The organism is Vibrio sp. VGrn 2 (assembly GCF_009361695.1).
Taxonomy (GTDB): domain Bacteria; phylum Pseudomonadota; class Gammaproteobacteria; order Enterobacterales; family Vibrionaceae; genus Vibrio; species Vibrio diabolicus.
Genome location: NZ_RBWD01000023.1, coordinates 24,163 through 49,778 on the forward strand (window position 1 = coordinate 24,163; position 25,616 = coordinate 49,778).

Genomic DNA, 25,616 nt, shown 5'->3' on the forward strand with positions numbered 1-25,616 from the left:
AATCCGTTTAGGCAAGACTTAAGAGATGATTGTCTGGTTTGCGACAATTAAGGGCGGTATTTTGCAACACCAAACTAGAAAGGCAAGTCTTTGTGCAATAAAAAGGCCAGCATCGGCTGGCCTTTGGTCTTTACAGCTGTATTTTAGGAGATAAAGGCTTAGTTGCGGCGACGTAGTAAGCCAAGTCCAAGCATCGCGAGTAGCGCGCCAAAACCAAACGAACCACCATCTGAGTCCTTCGAACCTTCTGCACCCGTTTCAGTTTGCGTCATTGAGACATCACGAACAGAGCTAAACTTAACGACGTTGCCTGTCGAGTCTGTCACTTTCTCTTCTAACTGGTAATTACCTTGTTCTGGCGCTTGTTCAAACTCAATATTCACGCTGCGTGCGTCAATGTCAGTTTGAGTCAAGGTTTGGCTAGCCGAGTAAACTTTTGCATCACTGCTTGTCGCGGCCGCTTGTGTGGATGCTGTTAAGTTCACTGTCACAATATCGCCCGCAACCGCAGTTGGTGGTAGACGTACATCAATAGCTAAGTTTTCACCCGCTTTCGGTAAATCGATATCATCATCTGGCAAATCAATAGCAATAATCACTGGATCATGATCAGACGCTGAGAACGCATCTTTGTACTTCGGCATGTCACCCGTGTATTTGCTGCTGTATTCAAACAAGTTACTTTCTAGGGAGTTGATGTGCCAATCTTCAATCGCCACCACTTTTTGCGCTAAACTGCTGCTTGCCAATGCATGGTCCAAGTTCCCCAACTCACCTGAATAGGTGTACGAGAACGTATCAGCGCCATGCAGCAAGGTGTTTAAATTGTGCAGACCGTAGCCTTTTTCAATCTTGGTTTTCTCTACTTGAAGCTCACCGCCACCAATAGTTGTGTAAGCGGCAGTGTAGATATCACGGCCGTATTTCTCTTGTGAGTAATCAGTGAGGGTCAGTAACGGATCTTCTTTGCCGTAAGCGTTCAAATCGCCCATAACGAGCACATCGCCATCAATATCTTTCAGCGCTTCACCAACGACTCTCGCAGCAGAAACACGGAAGTTGTTGCAGTTGCCTTGCAGATCCGCGGGTTCTGAGTCTTCTACACCAGCAATCCACTCTTCAATACATTCAGAACCTTTCGATTTAAAGTGGTTCACGACCACTGAAAGATCTTCGCCAGTCTCTTTCACTGTAAAGGTCTGTAATAAGCTATGGCGTTGATATTTGTCGTAAGCAGGGTTACTTTCTGTGCCCTCTTTACGAGTAATTGTGTTTTCTGCAATGTGCTGCTCTGGCGTGATGATCACTTTTGCAGCGTCTTTTGGCGTTACTGCGTTAGCACGATATAAGATCGCCACCATGATCGCATCACTGCCAAAGTATTCCTCTTGGTATTTGTCTTGCTCTTCGATTTCGACATACGTGTAATGATCTTCCACGTCATCAATCTCAGCGTTTAAAGCATCAACCAAGTTTTGGATAGCACTGCCATCACCAAAGCCGTTGTTTTCCACTTCCATCAAGCCAATGATGTCCGCGTCCATCTTATTCATCGCTGAAACGATTTTCGCTTGCTGGATCAAGAACTCATCAAGGTTTGTCGCGCCACGATTTTGCCCGGTTGGGTTGTCGTGACCGCTGTCAGCAACCGAAGTGAAGTAGTTAAGAACGTTAAAGCTCGCCACGCGTAAATCAGAATCGGCAATGGCTGGCGCCGCTTTACGCGCAACGTCAAAGTCATCACCTGACGTGACAAAGTTGCTGCTATCAACTTCATTGGTCGCAATTAGGCGGTACTCGTTGTAGCTGTAAGTCACGACACCTTGCAGGCCTTCGACACGAGAGCCTAGGCGAATGTGCTGCTCTGAAGAGCCATTTTGGTCAAGATCTTGTGCAAACGTTGGGAAATATGGGATTTGACCATTTGGCGCTTTGCTATCCGATTCCAAGTAAATACGGTTGGCCGCATTCTCTTTGGCAAGGGTAACCGCAGCGTCACTCTCTGCTGCATGCAATTGAGTCGGCTTAAACAACGGTGCTTCACGAGACAACATCATGTTGTTGCGTCGAGAGTCATAATCGTAAGAAAAGTTACGAGTAACGAAAAGTTCGCTAGCCGAGCTGAGCTCAACTTGCATACCTTCATGACGCTCTAGTGCATCACGTAGTGTTTCCCCTTCCTTAATCGTTAACGGAGTAACCAAAGAGGCGTTTGATGTGCCTGTTTTTACATAACTGTTAGCATCAGAAGAAAGCTGAGTGTTGCTGTAGTACTCTTGTACTTTCCCTTTCACACAAACAACATCACCAGCTTTCAGCTCTGTATCGGCAACATCGGTGTGAATAAACAAACCTTCAGATGTCTTGTCGTTGCCATCATTCTCAAGTGCTTGCAGGTAGAAGCCTTTAGTTAAGCCTGTTGTTACAGCACTGACCACACCAGTTACGAAGTGATCTTCGGTCGTGATGTAAGGGTAGCCATCAATAAATGGAGAAGAAGCACCTTCACCTTGAATCTCTTGGATGGTGGTAAAGGCTGGTTCTTGTCCATCTACTTCACAAGCAAATGGCGCAGGTGGCTCAGTTGTATTTAATTCTCCTAAACCATCAATATTATCTTTAGGTAAGGCTGTCCACTGAGTGGATTGGTAGGTAGTTGAAGGTGTAAGCGCATCACTGTTACGAACTAACGTGGTGTCTTTAGCGAAATCCACGTCCCCCATCACACCTAATATATCGTGCACTTCCCCATCTTTAAGAAGTGCCAACGGATCGTCGCCGTTAAAGTTCGCTACATTTTTATCAGTGTAATCCGCAACCGCCTTTATTGCTTCGCTCGCATCGCCATGAGCAAGCACATACACTTGCTTCGCTTGTAACGTTACGTCACTAAGATCAAGAGTGCTGCCCCACGAGCCGCCACCATTCGAAGATTTTGCTAATTCATAGCCTGTGAGTGTCACCGCAGTATCACCTGTATTGGCGATCTCGACCGCTTTATTATAAGCGCCGCCTTCCACATACTGGGAAATAATAATCTCTGCGTTCGCGTTTGCGCTAAGTGCACTGGCGATGGTTAGTGCGAGTATTGAGGGTTTGATTAACGTGTCCATTGTCATACCTGATATTTATGTAAATGCAAACTTAGCTCTGATCAGAGCCTACCATTTGCGTCTACTATCAGGTTTATTTATGAAATAAATAAGAATGAGCAATTAAAGCCGTGAAATGAATCACATGTGAATGTAAGAAAATATGCCAGAACATCCCATTCAAACATTTTTTGTAATAAATACAGAACGCTATTGATAAACAAATCAAAATTTAGATTAATTACTCAGTTTGTTTTTTCACTTCATGTTAAGGAGTAGAAAATACATCGCTCGTGAAGTGGCTTATTAACCAAGCTCACTTTGTTATAAATGAAAATATAATTAATCACTAATTTAGAAAGCTTTGATTTTCACTTTTATAGCCATGTCTAAACTTAAGTCACCTATTATTCGCTCGGCTTTTTCTTACGCATGACCCTCATACTTCAAAATTTTCATCATTTGCTCAATAACTTCTCCTTATTCACTAGCCAAATTCATACACAAAATATATAACACCTGCGCGAGACATTAAGATCTCATTAGCTGTAAACCCAGGAACGATAAATGAAAAAAATTCAACGCAGTGCGCTAGCTCTCTTCTTACTTGGCTTGATAACGGGATGTCAATTGACCGCCAGTGAGCCGCTTCAACCTACCGCGAATCAAAACATCATCGAATCAGCCCAAAATGAGCTGGATGGAATTGAAGAGTTAGAGGTCAGTGACGAGGGTGTTATTACTTTTACCCAGCGTCTAAGAACACCAGGAACCTACTGGATCCCAGCGAGAATTAAAGAACTTAGCTACGATATATCATGCGTGCAGCTCAGTTACTTCATTGATAGAGGCATGGTGGTGAGGTCCGCCTTTTTAGGAGCTCGAGGACGTGTTGAATATTACGATATGGAACGTTGCATGAAAGACACGCCATTCCAGTAAAAAGCATAAAAAAAGCTCCACCAACGTGGAGCTTTTTGTAATCTATTCTTAGCGACTACGGGCGAGCGACAAAGCCTACCGCTTTGTATGCTTTCTTCAGCGTTTCAGCAGCGCGAGCCGATGCTTTTTCTGCACCTTGCTGCATTACCTCATCCATGTAAGCACGATCAGCGCGAATACGATGGTATTCTGCTTGAATTGGCTCCAGCATTGCTACAACGGCCTCGCCAACATCTTTCTTAAATGGACCATACATTTCTACGCCTTTGTACTTGGCTTCGATCTCTTCAAAGCTCATTCCTGTCGCCGCAGAGTAAAGTCCCATTAGGTTCGCGATACCCGCTTTGTTCTCGATATCATGGCGAATGCTTGGTGGGGTTTCGGTGTCTGTTTGCGCCTTGTTGATCTTCTTGATGATCGACTTTGGCTCTTCAAGCAGAGTAATCACGTTCTTACGGTTATCATCTGACTTCGACATTTTCTTCGTCGCGTCTTGAAGACTCATCACACGTGCATTGACTGTTGGAATGTACGGCTCAGGAACGGTAAAAATCGGACTCTCTGGTGAGTAGATGTTGTTAAAACGCGTTGCGATATCACGTGCTAACTCAAGATGCTGTTTCTGGTCGCTACCAACTGGCACTTGGTGTGCGCCGTAAAGCAAAATATCTGCTGCCATCAACACAGGGTAATCAAACAGCCCCACGTTTACGTCATTCGCGTAACGTGCCGATTTGTCTTTAAACTGAGTCATACGGCTCAGCTCACCCATTTGCGTGTAACAGTTAAGAAGCCAACCAAGTTGAGCATGCTCTGGTACGTGTGACTGAACAAATAGCGTGCTCTTCTTCGGATCAACACCAACTGCCAGACAAATTGCCAGTGCATCTAATGTCGCTTCATGCAGTGCTTTAGGATCCTGACGAACCGTAATCGCATGAAGGTCTACTACACAGTATTGGCAATCATAATCGTCTTGCATCTGCTGCCATTGACGTAGAGCACCCAAGTAGTTACCGATACTTAGTTCACCTGACGGTTGAACACCACTCAATACAATGGGTTTGCTCATTAGAATGATTCCTTTGACTTCTTAATCTAATTAAAATGAAAAACCGTGCGGCTTTTAGCGCACGGTTTACTCAGTGTACTCATTAACAAGTATTTTGGAAGATCTTTTGTTGCCGTTATGCAGAAACAGCGACGACTTCCAGTAATTCCGCGAGGCGGTTCGCCACTACGTCAGGGTTCGAAGCTGAAATGGGCTCGCCGTGGTTATAACCGTAAGTTAAACCAAATGAAGCACAACCCGCATTTTTCGCCGCCAAGATATCGTTTTTCGAATCCCCAACCATCAGCATCTCTGCTGGTTTTACCTGGTGCTTTTCCATTAGCCAGTTCAGCGCCACCGGGTTTGGTTTTTTCTCTGGAAACGCGTCACCACCTAATACGTCTACGAAGTACTTGGCGATGTCATGCTGCTCTAGAATTTCTGGTACGAATTTCGAGGGCTTGTTCGTCACAATCGCCATCGTAAAACCAGCTTGGTGTAGCTCTTCAAGCGTCTCTTTTACTGTTGGGTAAAGGTGACTTAGCTTATGGCCGCTTTGCTTGTAGTATTCATCAAACAGCTCACGCGCTTTAGCACGCAGCTCATCACTCAAATCACTGCTGATGGTCATGCTTTGGCTTAATGCACGTCCAATCAATATATCTGCACCATTACCAACGTAATCACGCACCTGCTCTTCTGATACAGAAGGATAGCCTAACGCCTGAACTGCTTGATCGGCCGCTACGGCAAGATCTGGCACGCTATCAAGCAGTGTTCCATCCAGATCAAAAGCAATCAATTTAATGTCTTGTTGGGTCATAAATTCCCTAGCTAAAATAACACAGGATGGTTCCCCATCCTGTGTGCTTAATCTTGATGTCACTCAGTGTCACACTCAGCGACGCTTAGTGTGCTCGCCTTATTTTTGGGCAGCCAAACGCTGACGAACCGCTTCAAACAAACAGATACCAGAAGCCACTGATACGTTCAAGCTTGATACACTGCCTGCCATAGGGATCTTAATTAAATCATCGCAGGTTTCGCGAGTAAGACGACGCATACCATCACCTTCAGCACCCATCACGATAGCAAGAGGACCAGTAAGCTTAGCTTGATAAATGTCGTGCGTAGCTTCACCAGCCGTACCCACAAACCAAATCCCTTTTTCCTGTAGCGTACGCATTGTACGTGCAAGGTTGGTTACACGAATCAAAGGTACAACCTCTGCAGCGCCACATGCTACTTTACTTACCGTTGCATTCATTGGTGCAGAACGATCTTTCGGTACGATGATCGCCGCAGCGCCTGCCGCATCTGCGTTACGCAAACACGCACCAAGGTTGTGCGGGTCCGTCACACCATCCAGCACTAACAGTAGCGGTGATTCATGCTGCGCTAAGATGTCATCAATGTCGTTCTCGTTCAGTTGTTTTGCTGGTTTTACGCGAGCAATGATACCTTGGTGATTTGCACCACGCGCTTTATCATCCAGAGTTTTACGCGTCATTTGTTGAATAGAGACACCACAAACCTGAAGATCATTTAGGATTGGCATTAGGCGATCATCTTGACGACCTTTTAAAACGTATGCCTCGATAAAACGCTCTGGTTCGCGCTCCAATACCGCTTTCACTGCGTGAATGCCGTAGATAAATTCGTTACTCATTGTTTAACCTGTTGTTCGGGTCGTATTGCCTGCGCCAGCCGAGTTTGAACTGAGCTGGCGCTTCAGCCTACTACGCTTCTTTTTTAGGGCGCTTGGTTTTCTTCGGCTTACTGTGTGGCTTTTTTTTACGTGCTTTTTTCACTTTAGGCTTCTTTTTGCCTTCGGCGTCATCACGTTTGGGGCCATTGCGCTTACTCACTGCGCCCGTTTCTTCTGGACGCTTAGTTGGCTCTATCGCAGGAACTGCGCGAGGCGCGCCACCTTCTTTCGATGAAGAGCGAGTCGCAGCGCGTTTTTTATCTTTCGCTTTGCGTTTTGCTTCCGCTGCGCGTTTCTTCGCAGTCTTACCTTCACCGCGTAGCTTACGACTTGTTTCGACCAATTCAAAGTCAATTTGCTTATCATCGAGGTTAACAGCCAGTACTTTTACTTTTACTGCATCACCTAAGCGATAGATGTTACCGAAACTTTCACCAATAAGTCGTTGACCAATCGGGTCAAATTGATAGTAGTCGTTCGCAAGGGTAGAAATATGCACCAAACCATCGATGTGCAAATCCGTTAAACGTACAAAGAAGCCAAAGCTAGTGACATTAGCAATCACGCCGTCTAGTTCGTCACCGACGTGATCTTGCATGTATTCACACTTCAACCAATCCGCAACATCACGTGTTGCATCGTCCGCACGGCGCTCTGTCATCGAACATTGTTCACCGTAAAAGTCCATATCATCGAACGAGTAATGGTAGCCACCCGTTGGTGTCCAGCGATCTTGATTACGACCTTCTTCTTTCGCAATCAGATACTTGATTGCACGGTGAAGTAACAGGTCAGGGTAACGACGAATTGGCGACGTAAAGTGCGCATAGCGTTTCAGTGCCAATCCAAAGTGCCCCGCGTTATCTGCGTTGTATACCGCTTGCTTCATTGAGCGCAGCAGCATGGTTTGAATCAACTCTTGATCTTGACGCCCAGAGATTTGACGTGCGAGATCAGCATAGTCCGTTGGTGAAGGCTCTAGACCACCTTTTAGCTCAAGACCAAGTTCACTTAAGAAGTCACGGAAACCTTGCAGGCGTAATTCACCTGGAGATTCGTGGATACGATAGAGCGCAGGCTCTTTCGCTTTTTCTACCAGCGATGCCGAAGCAATGTTGGCTAAAATCATACATTCTTCGATGATCTTGTGCGCGTCATTACGAATCACTGGCTCAATGCTTTCGATTTTACGTTCCGCATTGAAGATAAATTTGGTTTCAACGGTTTCAAATTCGATTGCACCGCGTTGATCTCGTGCTTCTTTCAGCACTTTGTACATCTTATGCAGCTCTTCTAGATGAGAAACAAGCGGCTGGTAGCGCTCACGTAGTTCTTCATCCCCTTCTAGAATCGCGCTCACTTTGCTATATGTGAGACGAGCGTGCGAGTTCATCACCGCCTCGTAGTGCTTGTAGCCCGATAGTTTACCCGTCTCTGAGATGGTCATTTCGCACACCATACACAAGCGATCAACTTGTGGGTTAAGTGAACACAAACCATTTGATAGCACTTCCGGTAGCATTGGCACTACTTGCGATGGGAAGTACACCGAGTTACCACGGTTGATGGCTTCTTTATCCAGCGCAGAGTCAGGACGAACGTAGTAACTGACGTCAGCAATCGCTACCCATAAACGCCAACCACCTTCTTTGTTCTTCTCACAGTAAACAGCATCATCAAAGTCTCGTGCGTCTTCGCCGTCAATGGTCACAAGTGGTAACTCACGTAAATCCACACGACCAACTTTGGCTTCTTCTGGTACTTCTTCGCCTAAGTTTTCGATTTGTTTATCGACGGCCTCTGGCCACTCGTGAGGAATTTGGTGTGTACGAATCGCAATTTGCGTTTCCATACCTGGTGCCATATTTTCACCAAGGACTTCAACCACTTTACCCATCATGCCACGTGAGCGTGAGCCACGATCAGTAATTTCAATCACGACCACGTTACCCATGCGTGCACCCGCTTTGTGCTCATTTGGGATCAGAATATCTTGGCTGATACGCGAGTCATCAGGGACAACATAGGAATAACCATATTCGAGGAAGAAACGACCGACGATTTGATCATTACGCTCCTCTAACACTCGAACCAAGCGCCCTTCACGACGACCGCGCTTGCTGTTGTCTGTAGGTTGCACTAAAACAAAGTCACCGTGGATGATGTTCTTCATTTGATGGTGCGGTAACAGAATATCATCATCCTTGCCGACGCTGCCTTCTGGACGCACCCAACCGTGGCCATCACGATGACCAATCACGTAACCTTTCACCATTTCAAGTTTTTCAGGCAATGCGTAGCACTGACGGCGGGTAAACACCAGTTGACCATCTCGCTCCATCGCACGTAGCCGACGACGCAACCCTTCGTATTGCTCTTCGCCCTCAAGCTTTAGTGCCTCAAACAAGTCATTGCGATTCATTGGAACGCCCGCTTGCTCTAGAAACTCGATGATAAACTCTCGGCTTGGAATTGGATTTTCGTAATTTTTGGATTCACGATCTGCAAAAGGATCGTTTGGAATATTGTCTGACATAGGCACGCCTATCTAGCAAGGAAGGTATATGGCTAGTATATCTGAGTCTCTCGATAAGCTACAGAATTGCTTTGAAAAAAGAATGATCGAGATCGACTCTAGACGTGCAAATGAGTTAAGGACGAGCCAGTAAGATCAACAACTCAGAATTGTCGCTCAGCAAGGATTCGATCGTGCAATCATCCAGCTCCGCCAAGAAGGCACTTTTTGCTTTTGCCAATTTATCTTTGAGGCGACAGGCAGGGGTAATATGGCAAAAATCTACGCCGCAATTGACCAAATCTAACGGCTCTAAATCTCGCACGACACCACCTACTGTGATTTCAGAAGCAGGTTTCATCAGCCGAATACCACCGTTTTTTCCACGCACGGTGTGGACATAACCTAGTTGCCCTAAACGGTTGATAACTTTGACCATATGGTTACGTGACACACCAAATAAATCCGTCACTTCAGTGATATTAGTTAACTCATCTTCCGGCAACGAAGCCAAGAAAATTAAGGTTCTCAACGCATAATCAGTAAAACTCGTTAACTGCATATTCTCTCCCAAAGTGCGACTCAATAACTCGCTGGTGACACTAAAACGCCAAACTTGAGCTATCGATAAAAGTGTAAATCTTTTCTTGATCGAAAGATACATTTGAGATACAACTTTAAACATGCATTATAAATACAACTTAAAGTAGGAAGCCCTTATGCTCAGCAATCAAACCATCGAGATCGTCAAAGCGACCGCACCACTTATCGCCGAAACGGGACCAAAACTGACCGCGCACTTTTACGAACGTATGTTTACTCATAACCCAGAGTTGAAAGATATTTTTAATATGAGTAACCAGCGCAACGGCGATCAGCGTGAAGCGCTATTCAACGCCATCTGCGCCTATGCTGCCAATATTGAAAATTTGCCAGCCCTACTTGGCGCAGTAGAAAAAATTGCGCATAAACACACGAGCTTTTTGATCACAGAAGATCAGTACCAAATCGTTGGTAAACATTTACTTGCGACAATCGATGAGCTTTTTAATCCAGGTCAGGAAGTGTTGGATGCTTGGGCTGAGGCTTACGGCGTACTTGCGAATGTATTTATTCAGCGCGAAGAACAAATTTACCAACAAAATGAAGCTTTGGAAGGCGGCTGGCGCGGTCTACGCGAATTTGAGTTAGTTGATAAACAAATAGAGAGCGAACACATTTGCAGCTTTGTGTTCAAGCCAACCGATGGCCAAAAAGTGGCACCGTATAAACCGGGACAATATCTTGGCATCTATATCAACAGTGACCAGTTAGAAAACCAAGAAATTCGCCAATACAGCCTATCCTCTGCGGTTCAAGAGAACACTTACCGTATCTCGGTAAAACGCGAAGAAGGCGGAAAAGTATCGAACTTCCTGCACGATAGCCTGAACATTGGCGAAAAAGTGCAGCTTGCCGCCCCTGCCGGTGATTTCTTTATGGATGCCGAACCACAAACACCCGTTGTTCTAATTTCTGCAGGTGTAGGACTGACGCCAACGCTGTCCATGCTAGAAAGTCTCTCAGCACATCAAGCACCTGTAACTTGGGTTCATGCAACAGAAAATGGTCAACAGCATGCTTTCAAGCAACACGTGAACCAACTAGTCGCGGCGAAAGAAAACATGAACGCGCTCGTTTGGTATAACCACCCAACGGCAGAAGACAAACTAGGTGAAGACTTCCACTTCACGGGTTTTGTCAATCTGTATGAAATTGAAGCCGCATTAAAGCAAGATAACGTGCAGGTGTACTTCTGTGGCCCTGTCGGGTTCATGCAGCACGTAGCGAAACAACTATTAGAACTTGGCGTACCACAAGAGCAATTCCATTACGAATGCTTCGGTCCACACAAAGTCGTTTAATCGCTCAAGATTACTCTTCGGGAAAACAACAAAGCCCACATTATGTGGGCTTTGTTGTATGAAGTTGTTTGCCTTGATAGGAGGTTACCAAAAGGTGTCTCGCCGTTTGGCTCGAGCAATAACGTTTTGTGGCATGCGCTGCTCAAGGCCATTTCTCAATACAGTGATACGCTTATGCTGCCGCTTATCTGCTGTGACAGAGTTATATAACCAACGATACGCATCTTCGTAATCAAGTGGGCTGCCGTAATCACGCAGGAGCAATTCGGCTAAATGAATACGCGCATTTAGGTTTCCCATTGAGGCGGCTTCTCGCAAGTAAGGAATTGCTCGTTCTTTATCTTGCTGCACTAAAGTGCCACGCGAATAGTATCGGCCAATCTGCTCTAGCGCGGCAGGTAATCCCTGATGTGCTGCATTTTCGATGTAGTAAAGGCCCAGTTCGACATCTTGCTCGACACACACACCCCACGCCAACATGTCGCCGTACAGAAATTCATAAGCGGGCAAGTTAATTCGAGTCGCACGAGCAACGATATCCTCCACCAGCTGGCAGTTATCAGCGCGCACACGTTGTAAGTGCTTATTTTGCTCAATAAGCTTTATCAGCTCTGCTTCGGTGTAGATAGGAACTGGCGCCCCCACATCAGCAACATTGGCTTTCGCTGTGGTAGCTACCAAGGTCAATAACAGTGAAGCAGCCACTGTTCGTAACTTCATAAACGTACTCTTTAAGGTATCTAAGAAACCAAAGATCGATGAAGGATCTCCTCTGCTTGATAACCTTATCGGCAAAAGCCAGTTAAGCTTTAGACAATTTTTGCCTCTGACTTAGACTCAGCGGCAAAAATTTGCCATATGAGAATCACTGCCGTTTTTTGTTCAGATACAAAAAAGCCGACCAGAAGGTCGGCTTTTGCAATCTTTAACGACTATCAATTAAGCTTCGAATGGATGAACCTTAATGATAGTTTCGTTACGGTCAGGACCTGTTGAAATGATATCTACAGGCACACCTGTTAGCTCTTCAATACGTTTGATGTAGTTAAGAGCCGCTTGTGGTAGATCTTCTAGCGCTTTAGCACCGAATGTGTTCTCAGACCAACCTGGCATTGTTTCGTAGATTGGCGTTGCTTTTTCGAATGCTTCAGCAGCCATCGGAGAAACTTCTAGCACAGAGCCATCTTCCATCTTGTAACCAGTACAGATTTTTAGCTCTTCTAGACCATCTAGTACGTCTAATTTAGTTAGACAGAAACCAGATACAGAGTTGATTTGGATTGCACGACGCATAGCAACAGCATCGAACCAACCAGTACGACGTAGACGACCAGTTGTCGCACCGAACTCGTGGCCAACTTCACCTAAATGCTTACCAATTGGATCTTGCTTATCTAGACCGTCGTATAGTTCAGTCGGGAATGGACCTGCACCAACGCGAGTACAGTACGCTTTCGCGATACCCAAGATGTAACCGATGTGACGAGGACCAAAACCTGAACCTGCAGCAACACCACCAGCAGTCGTGTTAGAAGACGTTACGTATGGGTAAGTACCGTGGTCGATATCAAGTAGCGTACCTTGTGCACCTTCGAACATGATCTTATCGCCGCGCTTACGTGCTGCGTCTAGTTCGTCAGTTACGTCGATAACCATTGAAGTAAGTAGCTCTGCGTAGCCTTTTGCTTCTTCAAGCACAGCTTCGTAGCTTACTGGTTCAGCTTTGTAGAAGTTAACGAGTTGGAAGTTATGGAACTCCATGACTTCTTTTAGCTTCTCAGCGAACGATTCCATATCGAATAGGTCGCCAACGCGTAGACCGCGACGAGCAACTTTATCTTCGTATGCTGGACCGATACCACGACCTGTTGTACCGATAGCTTTTTTACCGCGAGCGATTTCGCGAGCTTGGTCCATTGCAACGTGGTAAGGAAGAATTAGCGGACATGCTTCAGAAATGAAAAGACGCTCGCGTACTGGAATACCGCGCTCTTCAAGAGGTTTCATTTCTTTAAGTAGAGCTTCAGGTGATAGTACAACACCGTTACCGATAACACATTTTACGTTATCGCGAAGGATACCTGATGGAATTAAGTGAAGAACGGTTTTTTCACCGTCAATTACGAGAGTATGACCTGCGTTGTGACCGCCTTGGTAGCGTACCACGTATTTTGCATCTTCAGTTAAAAGGTCTACGATTTTACCTTTACCTTCGTCACCCCATTGGGTGCCTAGAACGACTACGTTATTTCCCATCTTTCCAAGTCTGATTGCTAGTTAAAAATGGATTCTAGCACCGAATCACGCTTCTTGCAGTCATTTTTTGTTCACAGAGTTGCTACCAGAATGTCATCTTGCTGCTTTGCTCATTTTGAAATCAGCATATCACTGATAGTATTTAGTTTTCTTTATTCGACTGGAAAGCGGTATGTCTGAATCCATATGGTTGGCGATTGGGCTCGTCTTGATCGTGGAAGGCATTGGACCACTCATTGCTCCAAACGGTTGGCGGAATATGATGGCTCAATTAAGTGAACAGCCCAACAATCAGCTACGACGCATCGGTGGCTGCCTAGTAGTTGCTGGAGCCGTAATCGCCATAATGATGAGCTAGCACTTAGCATCAGATACAAAAAAGGCTCCCTAAGGAGCCTTTTGTTTCATTTGACGCTGAGATTATTTCTCCATGCCGCCCTTCGACTGGTTCATGTATTGGAAGAACTCACTCTTCGGATCAAGTACCAGGATATCGCTCTTAGAGCTGAAGGACTTCTCATACGCACGTAGCGAACGTAGGAAGCTAAAGAATTCAGGGTCTTTGTTGTATGCTTCAGCATAAATCTTCGCAGCTTCAGCATCCGCTTCACCTCGTGTTACACGAGCAGTCTTATCAGCTTCAGCTAGAATGGTTGCCACTTCTAGCTCAGCTTGAGCACGAATAACTTCCGCTTTCTCACGACCTTGAGAACGGTGCTTACGAGCTACAGACTCACGCTCTGCACGCATACGACGGTAGATAGACTCACTGATTTCATCAGGCAGGTTGATTTTCTTCATGCGGAAATCAACAACACGAACACCTAAGTCTTTCATCGCGCTTTCACGCGTGTCTTTCAATACTTCAGACATAATTAGGTCACGTTCACCATCAATCTCAAGCGCTTCACGTGCAGCTTCAGTTGCGACAACATCTGCACTTGCATCTTCTGGTAGTACATCATCGTTACGTGGACCAGATACAATCTGTTTGATTTCACGAGCACCGATTTCAGAACGAAGCACATCCGTTACTTTACGCTCAAGTAGTGCCTCCGCCGTTAGCGAATTACCACCGCCTGTCGCTAGGTAGTAACGACCAAAGTCTTCAATACGCCACTTCACGTAGGTATCAATAATAACGTCTTTTTTCTCAGACGTTACGAAACGGTCTGCACGGCCATCCATCGTTTGGATACGTGCATCAAGTTGTTTCACACGGTCAAACAGAGGCATCTTGAAATGCAAACCAGGCTCGTAAATTCGAGTGATGTCGTTGTTGTCTTTAAGAACACGACCAAATCGAACCACGATACCGCGCTCACCTTCAGGAATCACAAACAAAGACATCAACATTAATGCCAGTGCGATTACCAATACAGGGATCATTAACTTACGCATTCTTAGTATCTCCCTTGACGTGAACCTGTTGAACGAGACTGCGTGTTCGAAGTGTCTTCTTGTGTACGCTCAGACTCCAGTTGAATTTGATCGTAGGTTGAAGATGACTTCGATTTACGTTTTGTGTCTGCCTGACCTTCTTGGCCCGCCAACTTATCGATTGGAAGGTACAGAAGATTGCCGCTTGATTCCGAGTCAATCAACACTTTCGAAGTGCTTGAGTACACCTCTTCCATTGCGTCAATGTACAGACGGTCACGCGTTACACCTGGTGCCGCTTGGTATTCTGGTAGTAGTTTTTCGAACTGTGCTACCTGACCAAGAGCCTCGTTAGTGACACGCTCATTGTAACCTTGTGCTTCTTTCTTCAAACGTTCAGCACGACCCGTTGCCTTCGGCAAGATTTCGTTCTTGTATGCTTCTGCTTCACGGATGAAACGCTCTTCATCCTCACGAGCTGCGATTGCATCATCAAACGCATCTTTCACTTGCTCTGGTGGACGCGCAGACTGGAAGTTTACGTCAACAAGTACCAGACCCATATCATAGCTATCAATGATTTGGTTCAGTGTTTCTTGCGTAGTTTGACGAATTTGCTGACGACCACTGGTTAGAATGCTATCCATCAATGAATCACCAATTACTGCACGTAGTGCAGAATCCGTTGCTTGACGCAAGCTATCGTCCGCATTGGTTACACGGTACAAGTATTTGTACGGGTCAGTCACTCGGTACTGAACATCCATCGCGACTGTTACGACGTTTTCATCTTTAGTCAGCATTAGACCAGATGCACGTAGTGAACGAATCGCTTGTACGTTTACCGCTTCGTATTCATCAATAAAACGAGGGCGCCAGTTAAGGCCTGGGTCTACGATACGATCGTATTTACCTAAACGCAGCACAACACCACGCTCTGCTTCACCGATGGTGTAAAAACCAGCGAAGAACCAAACTGCAACAGCAATAAGAGCAATCACGCCAAAGCCAATTGCACTACCACCACCGCCGCCGATTGGAGAACCACCGCCGCCTTTTTTACCAAACTTGCCACCCAGTTTTTGACTCAGTTTATTGAACACTTCATCTAAATCTGGCGGACCTTGATCTCGGCCACCAGGACGCTGGCCACCACGATTATTATTACCCCAAGGGTCATTATCGCGGCCATTGTTGCCGTTGTTATTTCCAGGCTCATTCCACGCCATTAGAAAGCTCCATCATTTGATATGACGTTATACTGTAGCAGTCCTTTAAGTGACTATAAAGCCAGTCAAAACTGCCCCTTCTCTTTTTTCAAGTCTAGACCAATCTACTTGCTGCATTCGAATATCGATCAACAAGTTACCATCCTGGTCATATTCCTCACGTTGAATACACTTCATTTGGAAGAAGGTACTACGGAATCGTCCTTGATACTGTGGAGGAATTCGCAACTGATGCTCGACCATTTGTGACGCCAGACGTTCCGTCAGTGCCTCAAACAGGACATCAATGCCCAACCCATCCATTGCTGAAACCCAAACTGCGCGAGGTACGCCTTCCTCGTCTCGTTCTATACGTGGTTTCTGCGAATCTAGATTGTCGATTTTGTTCATGACAACCAGAGTCGGCACTTCATGTGCGTCGATCTCTTCTAGTACTTCATGAACAGCTTGAATATTCTCACGAAAACGCTCATCACTGGCATCAACAACATGTAACAAAATGTCAGCTTCTTGCGTTTCCTGCAAGGTTGCCTTGAAGGCCGCAACCAAGTCGTGAGGCAAATGTCGAATAAAACCAACCGTGTCAGCCAAAATGGCAGGCCCAACATCTGCTAACTCTATCTTACGTAAAGTCGGGTCCAAAGTAGCAAATAGTTGATCAGCGGCATACACGCCAGCTTCTGTAATACGGTTGAAGAGTGTCGACTTACCCGCGTTGGTGTAACCCACGAGTGAAACCGTTGGGATTTCAGCTCGATTTCGGGCGCGGCGCCCTTGTTCACGCTGCTTCGCTACTTTGTCTAAGCGTCGCAGGATGGCTTTGATTCTGTCACGCAATAAGCGACGGTCGGTTTCCAGCTGGGTTTCACCCGGGCCACGTAAACCAATCCCCCCTTTCTGCCTTTCAAGGTGCGTCCAACCACGAATCAAACGAGTAGAGATATGACGAAGTTGAGCCAGCTCTACCTGTAGCTTACCTTCGTGTGTTCGAGCTCGTTGAGCAAAGATATCGAGAATAAGACCAGTGCGGTCGAGAACTCGACATTGGCACAGTGCTTCGAGGTTACGTTCTTGGGCAGGAGAGAGGGCGTGATTAAAAATCACAATTTCGGCACCTGTCGACTGTACCGCAGTAGCAATCTCTTGGGCCTTACCCTCTCCGACATAGTATTTCGGGTGTGGGGATTGACGACTACCAGTTACCACTTGTAGAGCCTCTACCCCAGCAGAAGAAACCAGCATTTCGAACTCAGCCAGATCTTCCCATTCACCTTCTTGCGTGAAGTTGATATGAACAAGTACGGCTCGCTCACCGGATTCATAACGGTCAAACAAGCAATCAACTCCTTATTTTAAAAATACTCGATGAAGAATTAATCTTCTGATTTCTCTTGTGGACGCTCACCTTGTGGACGTTCACCGCTGTGATGGCTCACTGGACGAGCCGGCACAACTGTTGAGATCGCGTGCTTGTACACCATTTGGTTAACAGTATTCTTCAGCAGGATCACAAATTGATCGAACGATTCGATCTGACCTTGTAGTTTAATACCATTCACAAGGTAGATAGATACCGGGATACGCTCACGACGTAGCGCGTTTAGAAATGGGTCTTGTAGAGATTGCCCCTTAGCCATTTTATTTTCCTTATTTAATTTGTAGTTGTAATTATTTAGCTAGTGGTGCAATGCAAAAGATACTGCTTTTGCATCTGAGCTAAACGAATCAAAAATGCACTCTAAGTAATTAGCAGCATAGTATAAAAACCGCCAACAACAGATCCTTTGAGAGTGCGTTCACGCAAAAACGATCACATTATACACAGCTATGTCAATCAGATGCTATTGCTTCCGACATCGTTTCTAATGCCTGTTCAATGTTCTCGCTATCCAACCAAGTTAAGTCATCCCAGCTGCGTAACCAGGTGATTTGACGCTTGGCCAATTGACGAGTCGCGCATACGCCACGAAATACTGCTTCGTCACGTGTACACTCCCCATCTAAATACTCCCACATCTGTCGGTAACCGACGCATCGTATGGAAGGAAGATCGGGGTGAAGATCTTTTCGCGAATGTAGCGCTTTCATTTCTTCTTCAAAGCCCGCTTCCATCATCTTTTCGAAACGAAGTTCAATTCGACGGTGAAGTTCTGCCCTATCCTTGGGAGCTATTGCAAACTGCTTGACTCGGTATGGCAGGCTTTCACCTTTCGTTTGAGTCAATTCAGTCAAAGTTTTACCTGAAATACGAAAAACTTCCAATGCCCGAGATAAACGTTGGGGATCATTGGGATGGATTCTCGCAGCTGACACAGGATCAACCTCTTTGAGTTCATCGTGCAACACTGACCAACCTTTAGTCAATGCTTCTTGTTCAATTTGCTGACGAATTTCAGGATTTGCAGCAGGAAGTGGGGATAAACCTTCAAGTAGCGCCTTATAGTACAGCATTGTCCCACCCACTAAGAGTGGAATTTTTCCTTCTGCAACAATATCATCCATCGCTTTCAATGCATCACGACGAAAGTCGGCTACAGAGTAAGATTCGCTCGGATCCAAAATATCAATCAAGCGATGAGGCGCTAAACTTAACTCTTTTTCATCCGGTTTCGCCGTACCGATATCCATCCCTTTATAGATCAAAGCAGAATCAACACTGATGATCTCAACCGGGAACTTTTGACGAAGACGAATCGCCAACTCAGTTTTGCCTGATGCTGTTGGCCCCATTAAAAATAGCGCCAAAGGTAGTTTATCTGTCATGGTTTTAATTTGGCTATCGTGGCAGAGAAATCAACAGCGGATACGAATTTTGTATCCTCTAATGGCAATTGACCATCTCTTAGCTGTTCAAGTTCCGCAATAATTTGAATTGCTTCAGAAAAAGTATAATGACTCTTCACTGTCGTGACCTGCAATGCGAGCCAATCTATCAACTCAGACAGCATCTGAGCCGTTGCTATACCTTCCTTCACACAAGATTGCGCGTAAGATAACAGATCTGGTACTAGATTTTGTAAGTTTTGTTGACGTAGCGGCGCGGGAACGCCCATCACCATTAAGGCTTGCTCATTTCTCGCTTTCAATTGAATGCCAAGTAACGCCAAATCTTGTTGATAATCTTGAGCCAGCTTCACTAACTCGGCCTCTAACTTAATAGATAGAGGAACGAGTAGAGGTTGTGCTTTAAGCGCGCCATCGCTTGGAGTGAGCTGCCCTTTTACACGATAAAATTCCGCTCTAGGTAACGAGACTAACGCCGCCCCACTGTCACTGCTCATCAAAACAAATTGCTCATCGACCATCACTAGCGCTTTGCCTAATGCATTAATCGATGGAAGTGATGCATTCGAAGTTGCCTTTTGGGGCTCTATCGGCGTTACGGGTTGAGACTCAAACTCTGGCGTTTTCAACAACTCGTGATAAGCGCGCACTTCTTGCTTGCTTGGTGCTGGCTCAACATGGCGCTCTTTATTGTGATTCGGCTTTGGTGCTGGTTTGGATTCCACCCAATCAGTACGCTTGAACGAGTCCGCAACGCGAGCTTCTCGCACGGAAGTATCCCTAGGACTGCGATCGCGAGGTTTAACTTCATAATCACTGCGTCCAGGATAAGCCGGTGTACTCTCTATCGCTTGATAAACACGCTCTGGAACTGGTGAAGGTGTCGGCCTTTGCAATTTTTCAGGCTCAGGCGAATGCTCAACCTCTTCGGACTCAGTCGGTTCCACACGATGAAATGCGGATTCATTAACCTGTGGTTTATCAATCACGGCGCTTTGCGCAAGTGCATCCGCCAAAGCTTGATAGATGAAATCATGCACTAAGCGAGCTTGGTGAAAGCGCACTTCATGCTTAGCAGGGTGAACATTCACATCTACTTGGTGCGGATCTAGCTCAATAAAGAGCACATACGCAGCAAACTGATCTGGCTTTAAGCTCATTTCATAGCTTTGACGAATCGCGTGATTGATTAATTTGTCACGCATCATTCGGCCATTCACATAGCAATATTGTAAATCGCTTTGCTGCCTGGCTCCCTCTGGTGTGGTAATCCACCCATGTAGCTTTAACCCTTGATGCTCAAGCTCTATTCTGAGCATGTGTCGAACAAACGCGTTACCGCAGACAGCTGCAATACGTTTTTCGGTTTGAAGCTGATTTTTCGCCGCGCGATATTGACGGATGATCTTGCCGTTATGACGCACATTGATGGTAACATCAAAGCGACTTAACGCAATGCGTTTCAATAACTCATCAATATGAGCAAATTCTGTTTTCTCCGTACGAAGAAACTTGCGACGCGCTGGAGTATTAAAAAATAAGTCCAACACCTCAACAGACGTGCCAATCGGGTGCGCTGCTGGCTTAAGCTTCACCTGCATATCACGCCCTTCGGAGTAGGCACTCCAGGCTTCTTCTTGCGCCGCAGGACGCGATGTGAGCGTCAAACGCGAGACTGAGCTAATACTGGCTAACGCTTCACCACGAAAACCTAGACTCATGATGGCTTCGAGATCATCCAAGGTATGTATCTTAGATGTAGCATGACGACTGAGCGCTAAGCCGAGTTCATCTTTCGCGATACCTTTGCCGTTATCACGAACACGAATCAGCTTTGCGCCTCCTTTCTCGATATCGATATCGATTCGAGTTGCGCCAGAATCAAGACTATTTTCAACCAGTTCTTTAATCACAGAGGCTGGTCTTTCGACCACTTCCCCTGCTGCGATTTGGTTTGCAAGTCTAGCTGGCAAAATTTTAATCGTCATAATGAGTTAAAAGCTCACCTACTTGTTTGGAATGATAAGAACTTGCCCAACCGCCAGCTGATCAGAGCGTAAGTTGTTCGCTTTACGTATGCTCGAAACGCTGACGCCGTATTTGGACGCTATTTTACCAAGGTATTCACCTCGAGAAACTTTGTGCTTACGGATCGGCTTATCTTTGACAGCGACTGTTATCTTCAACTTTTGTCCTACCCACAAGGTATCTGACTTCAGGTTGTTCTCACGGCGGATATCTGAAACCTTCACTTTATAGTGACTCGCGATCTTACCTAAGAACTCACCTGACTTAACCTTGTGAATAATGGTTTCTGTCTCAACAGTAATCGGTTTACTTGGCACTTTAATCGTGCCAGCAGAAGGGATTTTGAGCTTCTGACCAATTGCCAACCCAGTCGACTTCAAGTTGTTTGCCGACATCAGCGCTTTAGAGCTAAGCCCATATTTATTCGCAATCACCGATAACGACTCGCCACGTTTTACGGTATGCACCATTGGCTTCGCTGAAGGCGAGAATACCGTACCCTCTGGTGGATTATCTTTTAAGTACTTAACGACCGCCTTGGTGATCGCCTGAGCTAACTTATCTTGGTGCGCTCGTTGAAACAGCAACCGCTCTTCTGTTGGGTTAGAAATAAAGCCCGTTTCCACTAATACAGACGGAATCTGAGGAGAGCGTAAAACAGCAAGGCTAGTATTAATCGGTTTAGTGTTATGCAGGTGCGCAACACGCCCCATCTCACCAAGAATTTCTGTTGCTAGCTTATACCCTTCTTTTTGTGAATGACTAAACTGCAAGTCCAACAAAGTTTGGTTCACGTTACGATCTTTGGTTTTAGTGAAGAACGCATTACCCGAACCACCTAATATTTCAGATTGTTTCTCATGGTTCTCAACCCAGCGAGCAATTTCAGTATTTGCACGACGGGTATTCAGTACGAAAACCGAACCTCCGCGAGGCTTCGGTGAGGTAAACGCATCAGCGTGAATGGAAATCAGTAAGTGCGCATCATTTTCACGGGCAATAGCCACACGACGGTTTAGATTCACAAAGTAATCTCCGGTACGTGTCATACGCGTTTTAATCCCAGGCGTAGCATCAAGCTGAGCGGCGATTTTTCGTGAAATACTTAATACTGCATCTTTTTCATACTTACGGCGTGAAGGGCCAATAGAGCCAGGATCTTCACCACCGTGACCAGGGTCGATAACGATCAAGACTTCTTGAGCTCGTTGTACTGAGCTCATGTCTTTACTGGTCGCCGCTGGCTTGCCCGGTTTAGAGGCTGAAGTCGATGCTTTCTTACCGTGCGGCAGGTCAATCACCAAACGGTGACCATATTGCCCGCCAGGTGTTGGGCTTAATTTAAACAATTCCGCTTGAACGCTCTTTTTCAGTTCAAACACCAAACGATAGGTGCCCTTCTCTGGCGGAGAGCTTTTTCGAACTAGCTTTAAAACCGGGCTGTCCGTAACAGTAACAGGCAGTTTGGCCTGCATGGTCGTGCTTTTTAAATCCACGACAAGACGATCCGGTCCGGATAAAGAGAAATAGGAATAGTCAGCTTCCGAGCCTAAATCGATGACAACACGCGTTTCATCAGGAGAAGGCCAAACTCGAAAACTCTTAACGACGTTAGCAAATGCTAAATTGGGGATGAGAAGGAGAAAAGTGGCGACAAACGTCGCCACTACTCTAAAATTTGAAAAACTCAACATAGCTCCAATCGACTGAGTAACTGCACACCATAATCATTATTAGCTGTTAGTTCGGCTACACGCTGCTCACCTTGGTAGCGAATGTTCACATCAAGATCCGGTTGTGGCAACAAACCATGCCCTTTTTCAGGCCATTCAACCAAGCAAATTGCATCATCTGTGAAGTAATCTCGAATCCCCATGAACTCAAGCTCTTCAGGATCCGCAAGACGATAAAGATCGAAATGGTACACTTGCCACTGATCCAACTGATACGGTTCGACTAGAGTATAAGTTGGGCTTTTCACGTTACCTTGATGGCCAAGAGCACGGACAAAACCACGACTAAAGGTTGTTTTACCTGCACCCAAATCACCATGCAGATAAATTGTGGTTTGTTGCGAACAAAGGTGAGCCAGAGCGGTACCGAGTGCAACCGTTTCGTGCTCATCTTTTAAATTGAATTGTTTCGTGCTCATTGATGCTTCTCTAACTAATGATCGTTGACTATATAAAAATCAAAAGAACAGGAATAGTAAACCGTGTTGGTTTTGAGAGACAAGCTTTCAAATGTCATATGTGCGAAAAAAGTATCCAAGGAACGGTATCTTAATCACCTTAGTATCGACCTAGATTTAGAATATATGCAAATGACTTCAATAAGCAGTATTCACAGCATCAAAAACGTCCCTAACTGGGTAGCACCAAAGCCAGAGATCCGTTAAGATCCGCCCCCCTTTTATTCCGGTGGTTAGCATGAACTACGAACAACTCGCACAACAAATCAAAATTTGGGGAAAAGAGCTCGGCTTCCAAAAAGTTGGGATCTGCGACGTTGATCTGAGTGAGCATGAAGCCGCACTGAAAAAATGGCTCGATGCAGGCTATCACGGCTCAATGGACTGGATGGCTCGTCACGGTATGATGCGAGCTAGACCCAATGAGCTACTCCCGGGAACCGTTCGTGTGATCAGCGTTCGGATGGACTACCTACCACCAGAAGCACAATTCGCTTCGAACCTAGCAAATAAAAATCATGCCTATATTAGTCGCTATGCATTAGGGCGTGATTATCACAAGCTCGTCAGAAAACAACTGAATAAACTTGGCAAACTTATTGAACAAGAAGTTGGTCAGTATGGTTACCGACCTTTCGTCGACTCCGCACCAATATTGGAGCGACCACTCGCCCAAAAAGCAGGCTTAGGCTGGACAGGGAAACATTCCCTGATTTTAGATCAGGACTGTGGCTCGTGGTTCTTTTTAGGCGAGTTACTTATCGACTTGCCACTTCCCGTTGACGAGCCAAGCGTTGATCAGTGCGGTAAATGCAAAGCATGCATTACCTCATGCCCAACACAAGCCATCGTTGAAGACAAAGTTGTCGATGCTAGACGCTGCATCTCTTACCTCACCATCGAGTTCGATGGCGTGATCCCTGAAGAGTTTCGCAAGCCAATGGGTAACCGCATTTATGGCTGTGATGACTGCCAATTGGTTTGCCCATGGAATCGCTACGCCGACATAACGGAGCAGAGTGATTTCCATCGTCGCGATAGTTTCAAAAACCCGGATCTCGTTGACATGTTTAACTGGGATGAAGCGACTTTTCTAAAAAATATGGAAGGCTCCGCTATTCGTCGCATTGGTCATATACAGTGGCTGCGTAATATTGCTGTCGCACTTGGTAATGCAGAATACAGTCAACGAGTCATTGATGCGTTAGAAAGTCGACAAGGTGAAAATAAATTACTTGATGAACACATCAAATGGGCTTTGGCCGAGCAACTGAATCAACTCCCCATTGAGAATAAAGCATCTACAGAGACGAAAAAGCAGCGCTTAATAAGAATCGTCGAGAAGGGGCTACCAAGAGACGCATAGTGCGTAGTCTATATGCAAGAGATTGAAAGCACTTTTACATGTTCAATTCATGACCTTGTTCTCAATTTTGTAATGTGGAAAAAAATTTGAGATTCAAGAAAAACAAGCTAGCAGAAAAAAGTTAAACACAGCTTGGAGAAATGACTAGGATCAAAAAAATACCAGTTAATGATCGTATTTTAACGTATCCGATCCGACAAAAAACTTATTTTTCTCTTAATTAACAAAGACTTAATCAATATTTCGCTATTATTTCGACTTTCCTTCAGCGAAAAGATCTTTCTTCTCCATCGCAAAAAGTCAAGCTAAAAACACTTTATCAACTAACTTATCCACAGAACGACATATGTGGATAACTCTGTTAATTAAAGTAGATAAAACATGCAGAACCTCATCATGCTTGTACGCCAGCCGATTCATATCGTGTTTTAAACACAAACGAAATCGTCCGAGATCATATGATGCGGATAAAATTTAGTTTTTGGGGATTCATGCTTCGCAGCATTATGAAAAGAGCGATGTGATTGGTTGCGAGAAGCAGGAATTGAATCAAGCGGCGCATCCGTCGACGATTTAGGATTGTGCTAATAAATAAGCATTCAATCTATCGTCTTGTATTTGGTTGCGGGGGCCGGATTTGAACCGACGACCTTCGGGTTATGAGCCCGACGAGCTACCAAGCTGCTCCACCCCGCGTCCGAGTGCTTCATCTTTGTTGATGATGAAGGCTTTGCTTTCATTTATAAAAAAGAAACTGGAGCGACACACGAGGTTCGAACTCGTGACCTCAACCTTGGCAAGGTTGCGCTCTACCAACTGAGCTAGTGTCGCATTTCGTCACCGTTAAGCACGATGAGGGCTATATATTGGAGCGACACACGAGGTTCGAACTCGTGACCTCAACCTTGGCAAGGTTGCGCTCTACCAACTGAGCTAGTGTCGCATATTAACAGCAGTCGCTATTAATGGAATTTGGTTGCGGGGGCCGGATTTGAACCGACGACCTTCGGGTTATGAGCCCGACGAGCTACCAAGCTGCTCCACCCCGCGTCCGTATTGTGTCACCGTTAAGTACCGTGAGAACTATGAAACTGGAGCGACACACGAGGTTCGAACTCGTGACCTCAACCTTGGCAAGGTTGCGCTCTACCAACTGAGCTAGTGTCGCAT

Annotated in this window: 20 protein-coding genes and 5 tRNA genes; 4 read left to right on the forward strand and 21 right to left on the reverse strand. The window is 45.7% G+C overall.

Translation table 11 applies throughout. The annotated features are described in order from the left end of the window. Nucleotides 1–158: 158 nt before the first annotated feature. Entirely contained in the window at nucleotides 159–3,113 is a 2,955-nt protein-coding gene (locus D8S93_RS22805; protein WP_152815682.1) for an ExeM/NucH family extracellular endonuclease, read from the reverse strand. Between the two features lie 546 nt (nucleotides 3,114–3,659). On the opposite strand from D8S93_RS22805, the gene D8S93_RS22810 reads away from it, so the two are divergent. Next, on the forward strand, nucleotides 3,660–4,034 hold the full coding sequence (locus tag D8S93_RS22810) for a hypothetical protein (protein ID WP_152815685.1): 375 nt from the start codon (nucleotides 3,660–3,662) through the stop codon (nucleotides 4,032–4,034). A 55-nt stretch (nucleotides 4,035–4,089) separates the two neighbouring features. On the opposite strand, the gene trpS is transcribed toward D8S93_RS22810, so the two are convergent. From trpS to nsrR, 5 genes are all read right to left on the reverse strand, one after another. Continuing rightward, the gene (trpS, locus tag D8S93_RS22815) at nucleotides 4,090–5,106 is read right to left on the reverse strand and encodes a tryptophan--tRNA ligase (RefSeq protein ID WP_053807770.1); all 1,017 of its coding nucleotides are present in this window, start codon (nucleotides 5,104–5,106) and stop codon (nucleotides 4,090–4,092) included. A gap of 115 nt (nucleotides 5,107–5,221) precedes the next feature. After that, nucleotides 5,222–5,908, reverse strand: a complete 687-nt coding sequence (locus D8S93_RS22820) for a phosphoglycolate phosphatase (protein ID WP_005395368.1) — start codon at nucleotides 5,906–5,908, stop codon at nucleotides 5,222–5,224. A 99-nt stretch (nucleotides 5,909–6,007) separates the two neighbouring features. Further along, on the reverse strand, nucleotides 6,008–6,754 hold the full coding sequence (rlmB, locus tag D8S93_RS22825; RefSeq protein ID WP_005395369.1) for a 23S rRNA (guanosine(2251)-2'-O)-methyltransferase RlmB: 747 nt from the start codon (nucleotides 6,752–6,754) through the stop codon (nucleotides 6,008–6,010). Nucleotides 6,755–6,824: 70 nt separating this feature from the next. Continuing rightward, on the reverse strand, nucleotides 6,825–9,329 hold the full coding sequence (rnr, locus tag D8S93_RS22830) for a ribonuclease R (protein ID WP_152815689.1): 2,505 nt from the start codon (nucleotides 9,327–9,329) through the stop codon (nucleotides 6,825–6,827). Nucleotides 9,330–9,444: 115 nt separating this feature from the next. Then, the gene (gene nsrR, locus D8S93_RS22835; protein WP_005387939.1) at nucleotides 9,445–9,870 is read right to left on the reverse strand and encodes a nitric oxide-sensing transcriptional repressor NsrR; all 426 of its coding nucleotides are present in this window, start codon (nucleotides 9,868–9,870) and stop codon (nucleotides 9,445–9,447) included. A 157-nt stretch (nucleotides 9,871–10,027) separates the two neighbouring features. Here nsrR and hmpA point away from each other — a divergent pair, with 157 nt between their 5' ends. After that, nucleotides 10,028–11,212 (forward strand): NO-inducible flavohemoprotein, encoded by a 1,185-nt coding sequence (gene hmpA / locus D8S93_RS22840; protein WP_005395371.1) that lies wholly within the window; start codon nucleotides 10,028–10,030, stop codon nucleotides 11,210–11,212. A gap of 84 nt (nucleotides 11,213–11,296) precedes the next feature. Here the strand turns inward: hmpA and motX are convergent, their stop codons facing one another. Beyond that, nucleotides 11,297–11,932 (reverse strand): flagellar protein MotX, encoded by a 636-nt coding sequence (gene motX / locus D8S93_RS22845; RefSeq protein ID WP_005387944.1) that lies wholly within the window; start codon nucleotides 11,930–11,932, stop codon nucleotides 11,297–11,299. Between the two features lie 219 nt (nucleotides 11,933–12,151). Beyond that, entirely contained in the window at nucleotides 12,152–13,468 is a 1,317-nt protein-coding gene (locus D8S93_RS22855; protein WP_005395372.1) for an adenylosuccinate synthase, read from the reverse strand. A 172-nt stretch (nucleotides 13,469–13,640) separates the two neighbouring features. Between D8S93_RS22855 and D8S93_RS22860 the strand changes: the two genes are divergently transcribed. Beyond that, nucleotides 13,641–13,826 (forward strand): DUF2065 domain-containing protein, encoded by a 186-nt coding sequence (locus D8S93_RS22860; protein ID WP_152815696.1) that lies wholly within the window; start codon nucleotides 13,641–13,643, stop codon nucleotides 13,824–13,826. Nucleotides 13,827–13,888: 62 nt separating this feature from the next. Here D8S93_RS22860 and hflC read toward each other — a convergent pair whose 3' ends face one another. The 8 genes from hflC to tsaE form a co-directional block, all read right to left on the reverse strand. Next, a complete protein-coding gene (gene hflC, locus D8S93_RS22865) occupies nucleotides 13,889–14,869 on the reverse strand; it encodes a protease modulator HflC (RefSeq protein WP_005395373.1) in 981 nt (326 codons plus the stop codon). A 2-nt stretch (nucleotides 14,870–14,871) separates the two neighbouring features. Further along, nucleotides 14,872–16,077 (reverse strand): FtsH protease activity modulator HflK, encoded by a 1,206-nt coding sequence (hflK, locus tag D8S93_RS22870; RefSeq protein ID WP_005395374.1) that lies wholly within the window; start codon nucleotides 16,075–16,077, stop codon nucleotides 14,872–14,874. A 45-nt stretch (nucleotides 16,078–16,122) separates the two neighbouring features. After that, complete coding sequence (gene hflX / locus D8S93_RS22875) at nucleotides 16,123–17,412, reverse strand: ribosome rescue GTPase HflX (protein WP_005381380.1); 1,290 nt, start codon at nucleotides 17,410–17,412, stop codon at nucleotides 16,123–16,125. A gap of 38 nt (nucleotides 17,413–17,450) precedes the next feature. Beyond that, the gene (hfq, locus tag D8S93_RS22880) at nucleotides 17,451–17,714 is read right to left on the reverse strand and encodes an RNA chaperone Hfq (RefSeq protein ID WP_005381379.1); all 264 of its coding nucleotides are present in this window, start codon (nucleotides 17,712–17,714) and stop codon (nucleotides 17,451–17,453) included. A gap of 193 nt (nucleotides 17,715–17,907) precedes the next feature. Then, a complete protein-coding gene (gene miaA / locus D8S93_RS22885) occupies nucleotides 17,908–18,840 on the reverse strand; it encodes a tRNA (adenosine(37)-N6)-dimethylallyltransferase MiaA (protein WP_005395375.1) in 933 nt (310 codons plus the stop codon). Further along, nucleotides 18,837–20,849 (reverse strand): DNA mismatch repair endonuclease MutL, encoded by a 2,013-nt coding sequence (mutL, locus tag D8S93_RS22890; protein WP_152815699.1) that lies wholly within the window; start codon nucleotides 20,847–20,849, stop codon nucleotides 18,837–18,839. The genes miaA and mutL overlap by 4 nt, the downstream gene beginning before the upstream one ends. Nucleotides 20,850–20,867: 18 nt before the next feature. Next, on the reverse strand, nucleotides 20,868–22,583 hold the full coding sequence (locus tag D8S93_RS22895) for a LysM peptidoglycan-binding domain-containing protein (protein WP_152815703.1): 1,716 nt from the start codon (nucleotides 22,581–22,583) through the stop codon (nucleotides 20,868–20,870). Then, entirely contained in the window at nucleotides 22,577–23,041 is a 465-nt protein-coding gene (gene tsaE, locus D8S93_RS22900; RefSeq protein ID WP_005395381.1) for a tRNA (adenosine(37)-N6)-threonylcarbamoyltransferase complex ATPase subunit type 1 TsaE, read from the reverse strand. Before tsaE ends, D8S93_RS22895 begins: the two co-directional genes overlap by 7 nt. Nucleotides 23,042–23,318: 277 nt before the next feature. Between tsaE and queG the strand changes: the two genes are divergently transcribed. After that, nucleotides 23,319–24,446, forward strand: coding sequence for a tRNA epoxyqueuosine(34) reductase QueG (gene queG, locus D8S93_RS22910; protein WP_104969880.1), 1,128 nt, complete (start codon nucleotides 23,319–23,321; stop codon nucleotides 24,444–24,446). A 619-nt stretch (nucleotides 24,447–25,065) separates the two neighbouring features. Here the strand turns inward: queG and D8S93_RS22915 are convergent. The 5 genes from D8S93_RS22915 to D8S93_RS22935 all read right to left on the reverse strand — a co-directional run bounded on the left by D8S93_RS22915 (nucleotide 25,066) and on the right by D8S93_RS22935 (nucleotide 25,614). Further along, nucleotides 25,066–25,142 (reverse strand) — tRNA-Met (locus D8S93_RS22915). A 59-nt stretch (nucleotides 25,143–25,201) separates the two neighbouring features. Next, nucleotides 25,202–25,277 (reverse strand) — tRNA-Gly (locus D8S93_RS22920). A 36-nt stretch (nucleotides 25,278–25,313) separates the two neighbouring features. After that, a tRNA-Gly gene (locus D8S93_RS22925) sits at nucleotides 25,314–25,389 on the reverse strand. 30 nt (nucleotides 25,390–25,419) lie between these two features. After that, nucleotides 25,420–25,496: transfer RNA gene (locus D8S93_RS22930), tRNA-Met, on the reverse strand. A gap of 42 nt (nucleotides 25,497–25,538) precedes the next feature. Then, a tRNA-Gly gene (locus tag D8S93_RS22935) sits at nucleotides 25,539–25,614 on the reverse strand. Nucleotides 25,615–25,616: the final 2 nt, after the last annotated feature.

Excerpts from the sequence above, each read along its gene's own strand:
- D8S93_RS22805 (WP_152815682.1), bottom strand. The coding sequence starts at position 3,113 with ATGGACACGTTAATCAAACCCTCAATACTCGCACTAACCATCGCCAGT.
- D8S93_RS22810 (WP_152815685.1), top strand. The coding sequence starts at position 3,660 with ATGAAAAAAATTCAACGCAGTGCGCTAGCTCTCTTCTTACTTGGCTTG.
- trpS (WP_053807770.1), bottom strand. The coding sequence starts at position 5,106 with ATGAGCAAACCCATTGTATTGAGTGGTGTTCAACCGTCAGGTGAACTA.
- D8S93_RS22820 (WP_005395368.1), bottom strand. The coding sequence starts at position 5,908 with ATGACCCAACAAGACATTAAATTGATTGCTTTTGATCTGGATGGAACA.
- rlmB (WP_005395369.1), bottom strand. The coding sequence starts at position 6,754 with ATGAGTAACGAATTTATCTACGGCATTCACGCAGTGAAAGCGGTATTG.
- rnr (WP_152815689.1), bottom strand. The coding sequence starts at position 9,329 with ATGTCAGACAATATTCCAAACGATCCTTTTGCAGATCGTGAATCCAAA.
- nsrR (WP_005387939.1), bottom strand. The coding sequence starts at position 9,870 with ATGCAGTTAACGAGTTTTACTGATTATGCGTTGAGAACCTTAATTTTC.
- hmpA (WP_005395371.1), top strand. The coding sequence starts at position 10,028 with ATGCTCAGCAATCAAACCATCGAGATCGTCAAAGCGACCGCACCACTT.
- motX (WP_005387944.1), bottom strand. The coding sequence starts at position 11,932 with ATGAAGTTACGAACAGTGGCTGCTTCACTGTTATTGACCTTGGTAGCT.
- D8S93_RS22855 (WP_005395372.1), bottom strand. The coding sequence starts at position 13,468 with ATGGGAAATAACGTAGTCGTTCTAGGCACCCAATGGGGTGACGAAGGT.
- D8S93_RS22860 (WP_152815696.1), top strand. The coding sequence starts at position 13,641 with ATGTCTGAATCCATATGGTTGGCGATTGGGCTCGTCTTGATCGTGGAA.
- hflC (WP_005395373.1), bottom strand. The coding sequence starts at position 14,869 with ATGCGTAAGTTAATGATCCCTGTATTGGTAATCGCACTGGCATTAATG.
- hflK (WP_005395374.1), bottom strand. The coding sequence starts at position 16,077 with ATGGCGTGGAATGAGCCTGGAAATAACAACGGCAACAATGGCCGCGAT.
- hfq (WP_005381379.1), bottom strand. The coding sequence starts at position 17,714 with ATGGCTAAGGGGCAATCTCTACAAGACCCATTTCTAAACGCGCTACGT.
- miaA (WP_005395375.1), bottom strand. The coding sequence starts at position 18,840 with ATGACAGATAAACTACCTTTGGCGCTATTTTTAATGGGGCCAACAGCA.
- mutL (WP_152815699.1), bottom strand. The coding sequence starts at position 20,849 with ATGACGATTAAAATTTTGCCAGCTAGACTTGCAAACCAAATCGCAGCA.
- D8S93_RS22895 (WP_152815703.1), bottom strand. The coding sequence starts at position 22,583 with ATGTTGAGTTTTTCAAATTTTAGAGTAGTGGCGACGTTTGTCGCCACT.
- tsaE (WP_005395381.1), bottom strand. The coding sequence starts at position 23,041 with ATGAGCACGAAACAATTCAATTTAAAAGATGAGCACGAAACGGTTGCA.
- queG (WP_104969880.1), top strand. The coding sequence starts at position 23,319 with ATGAACTACGAACAACTCGCACAACAAATCAAAATTTGGGGAAAAGAG.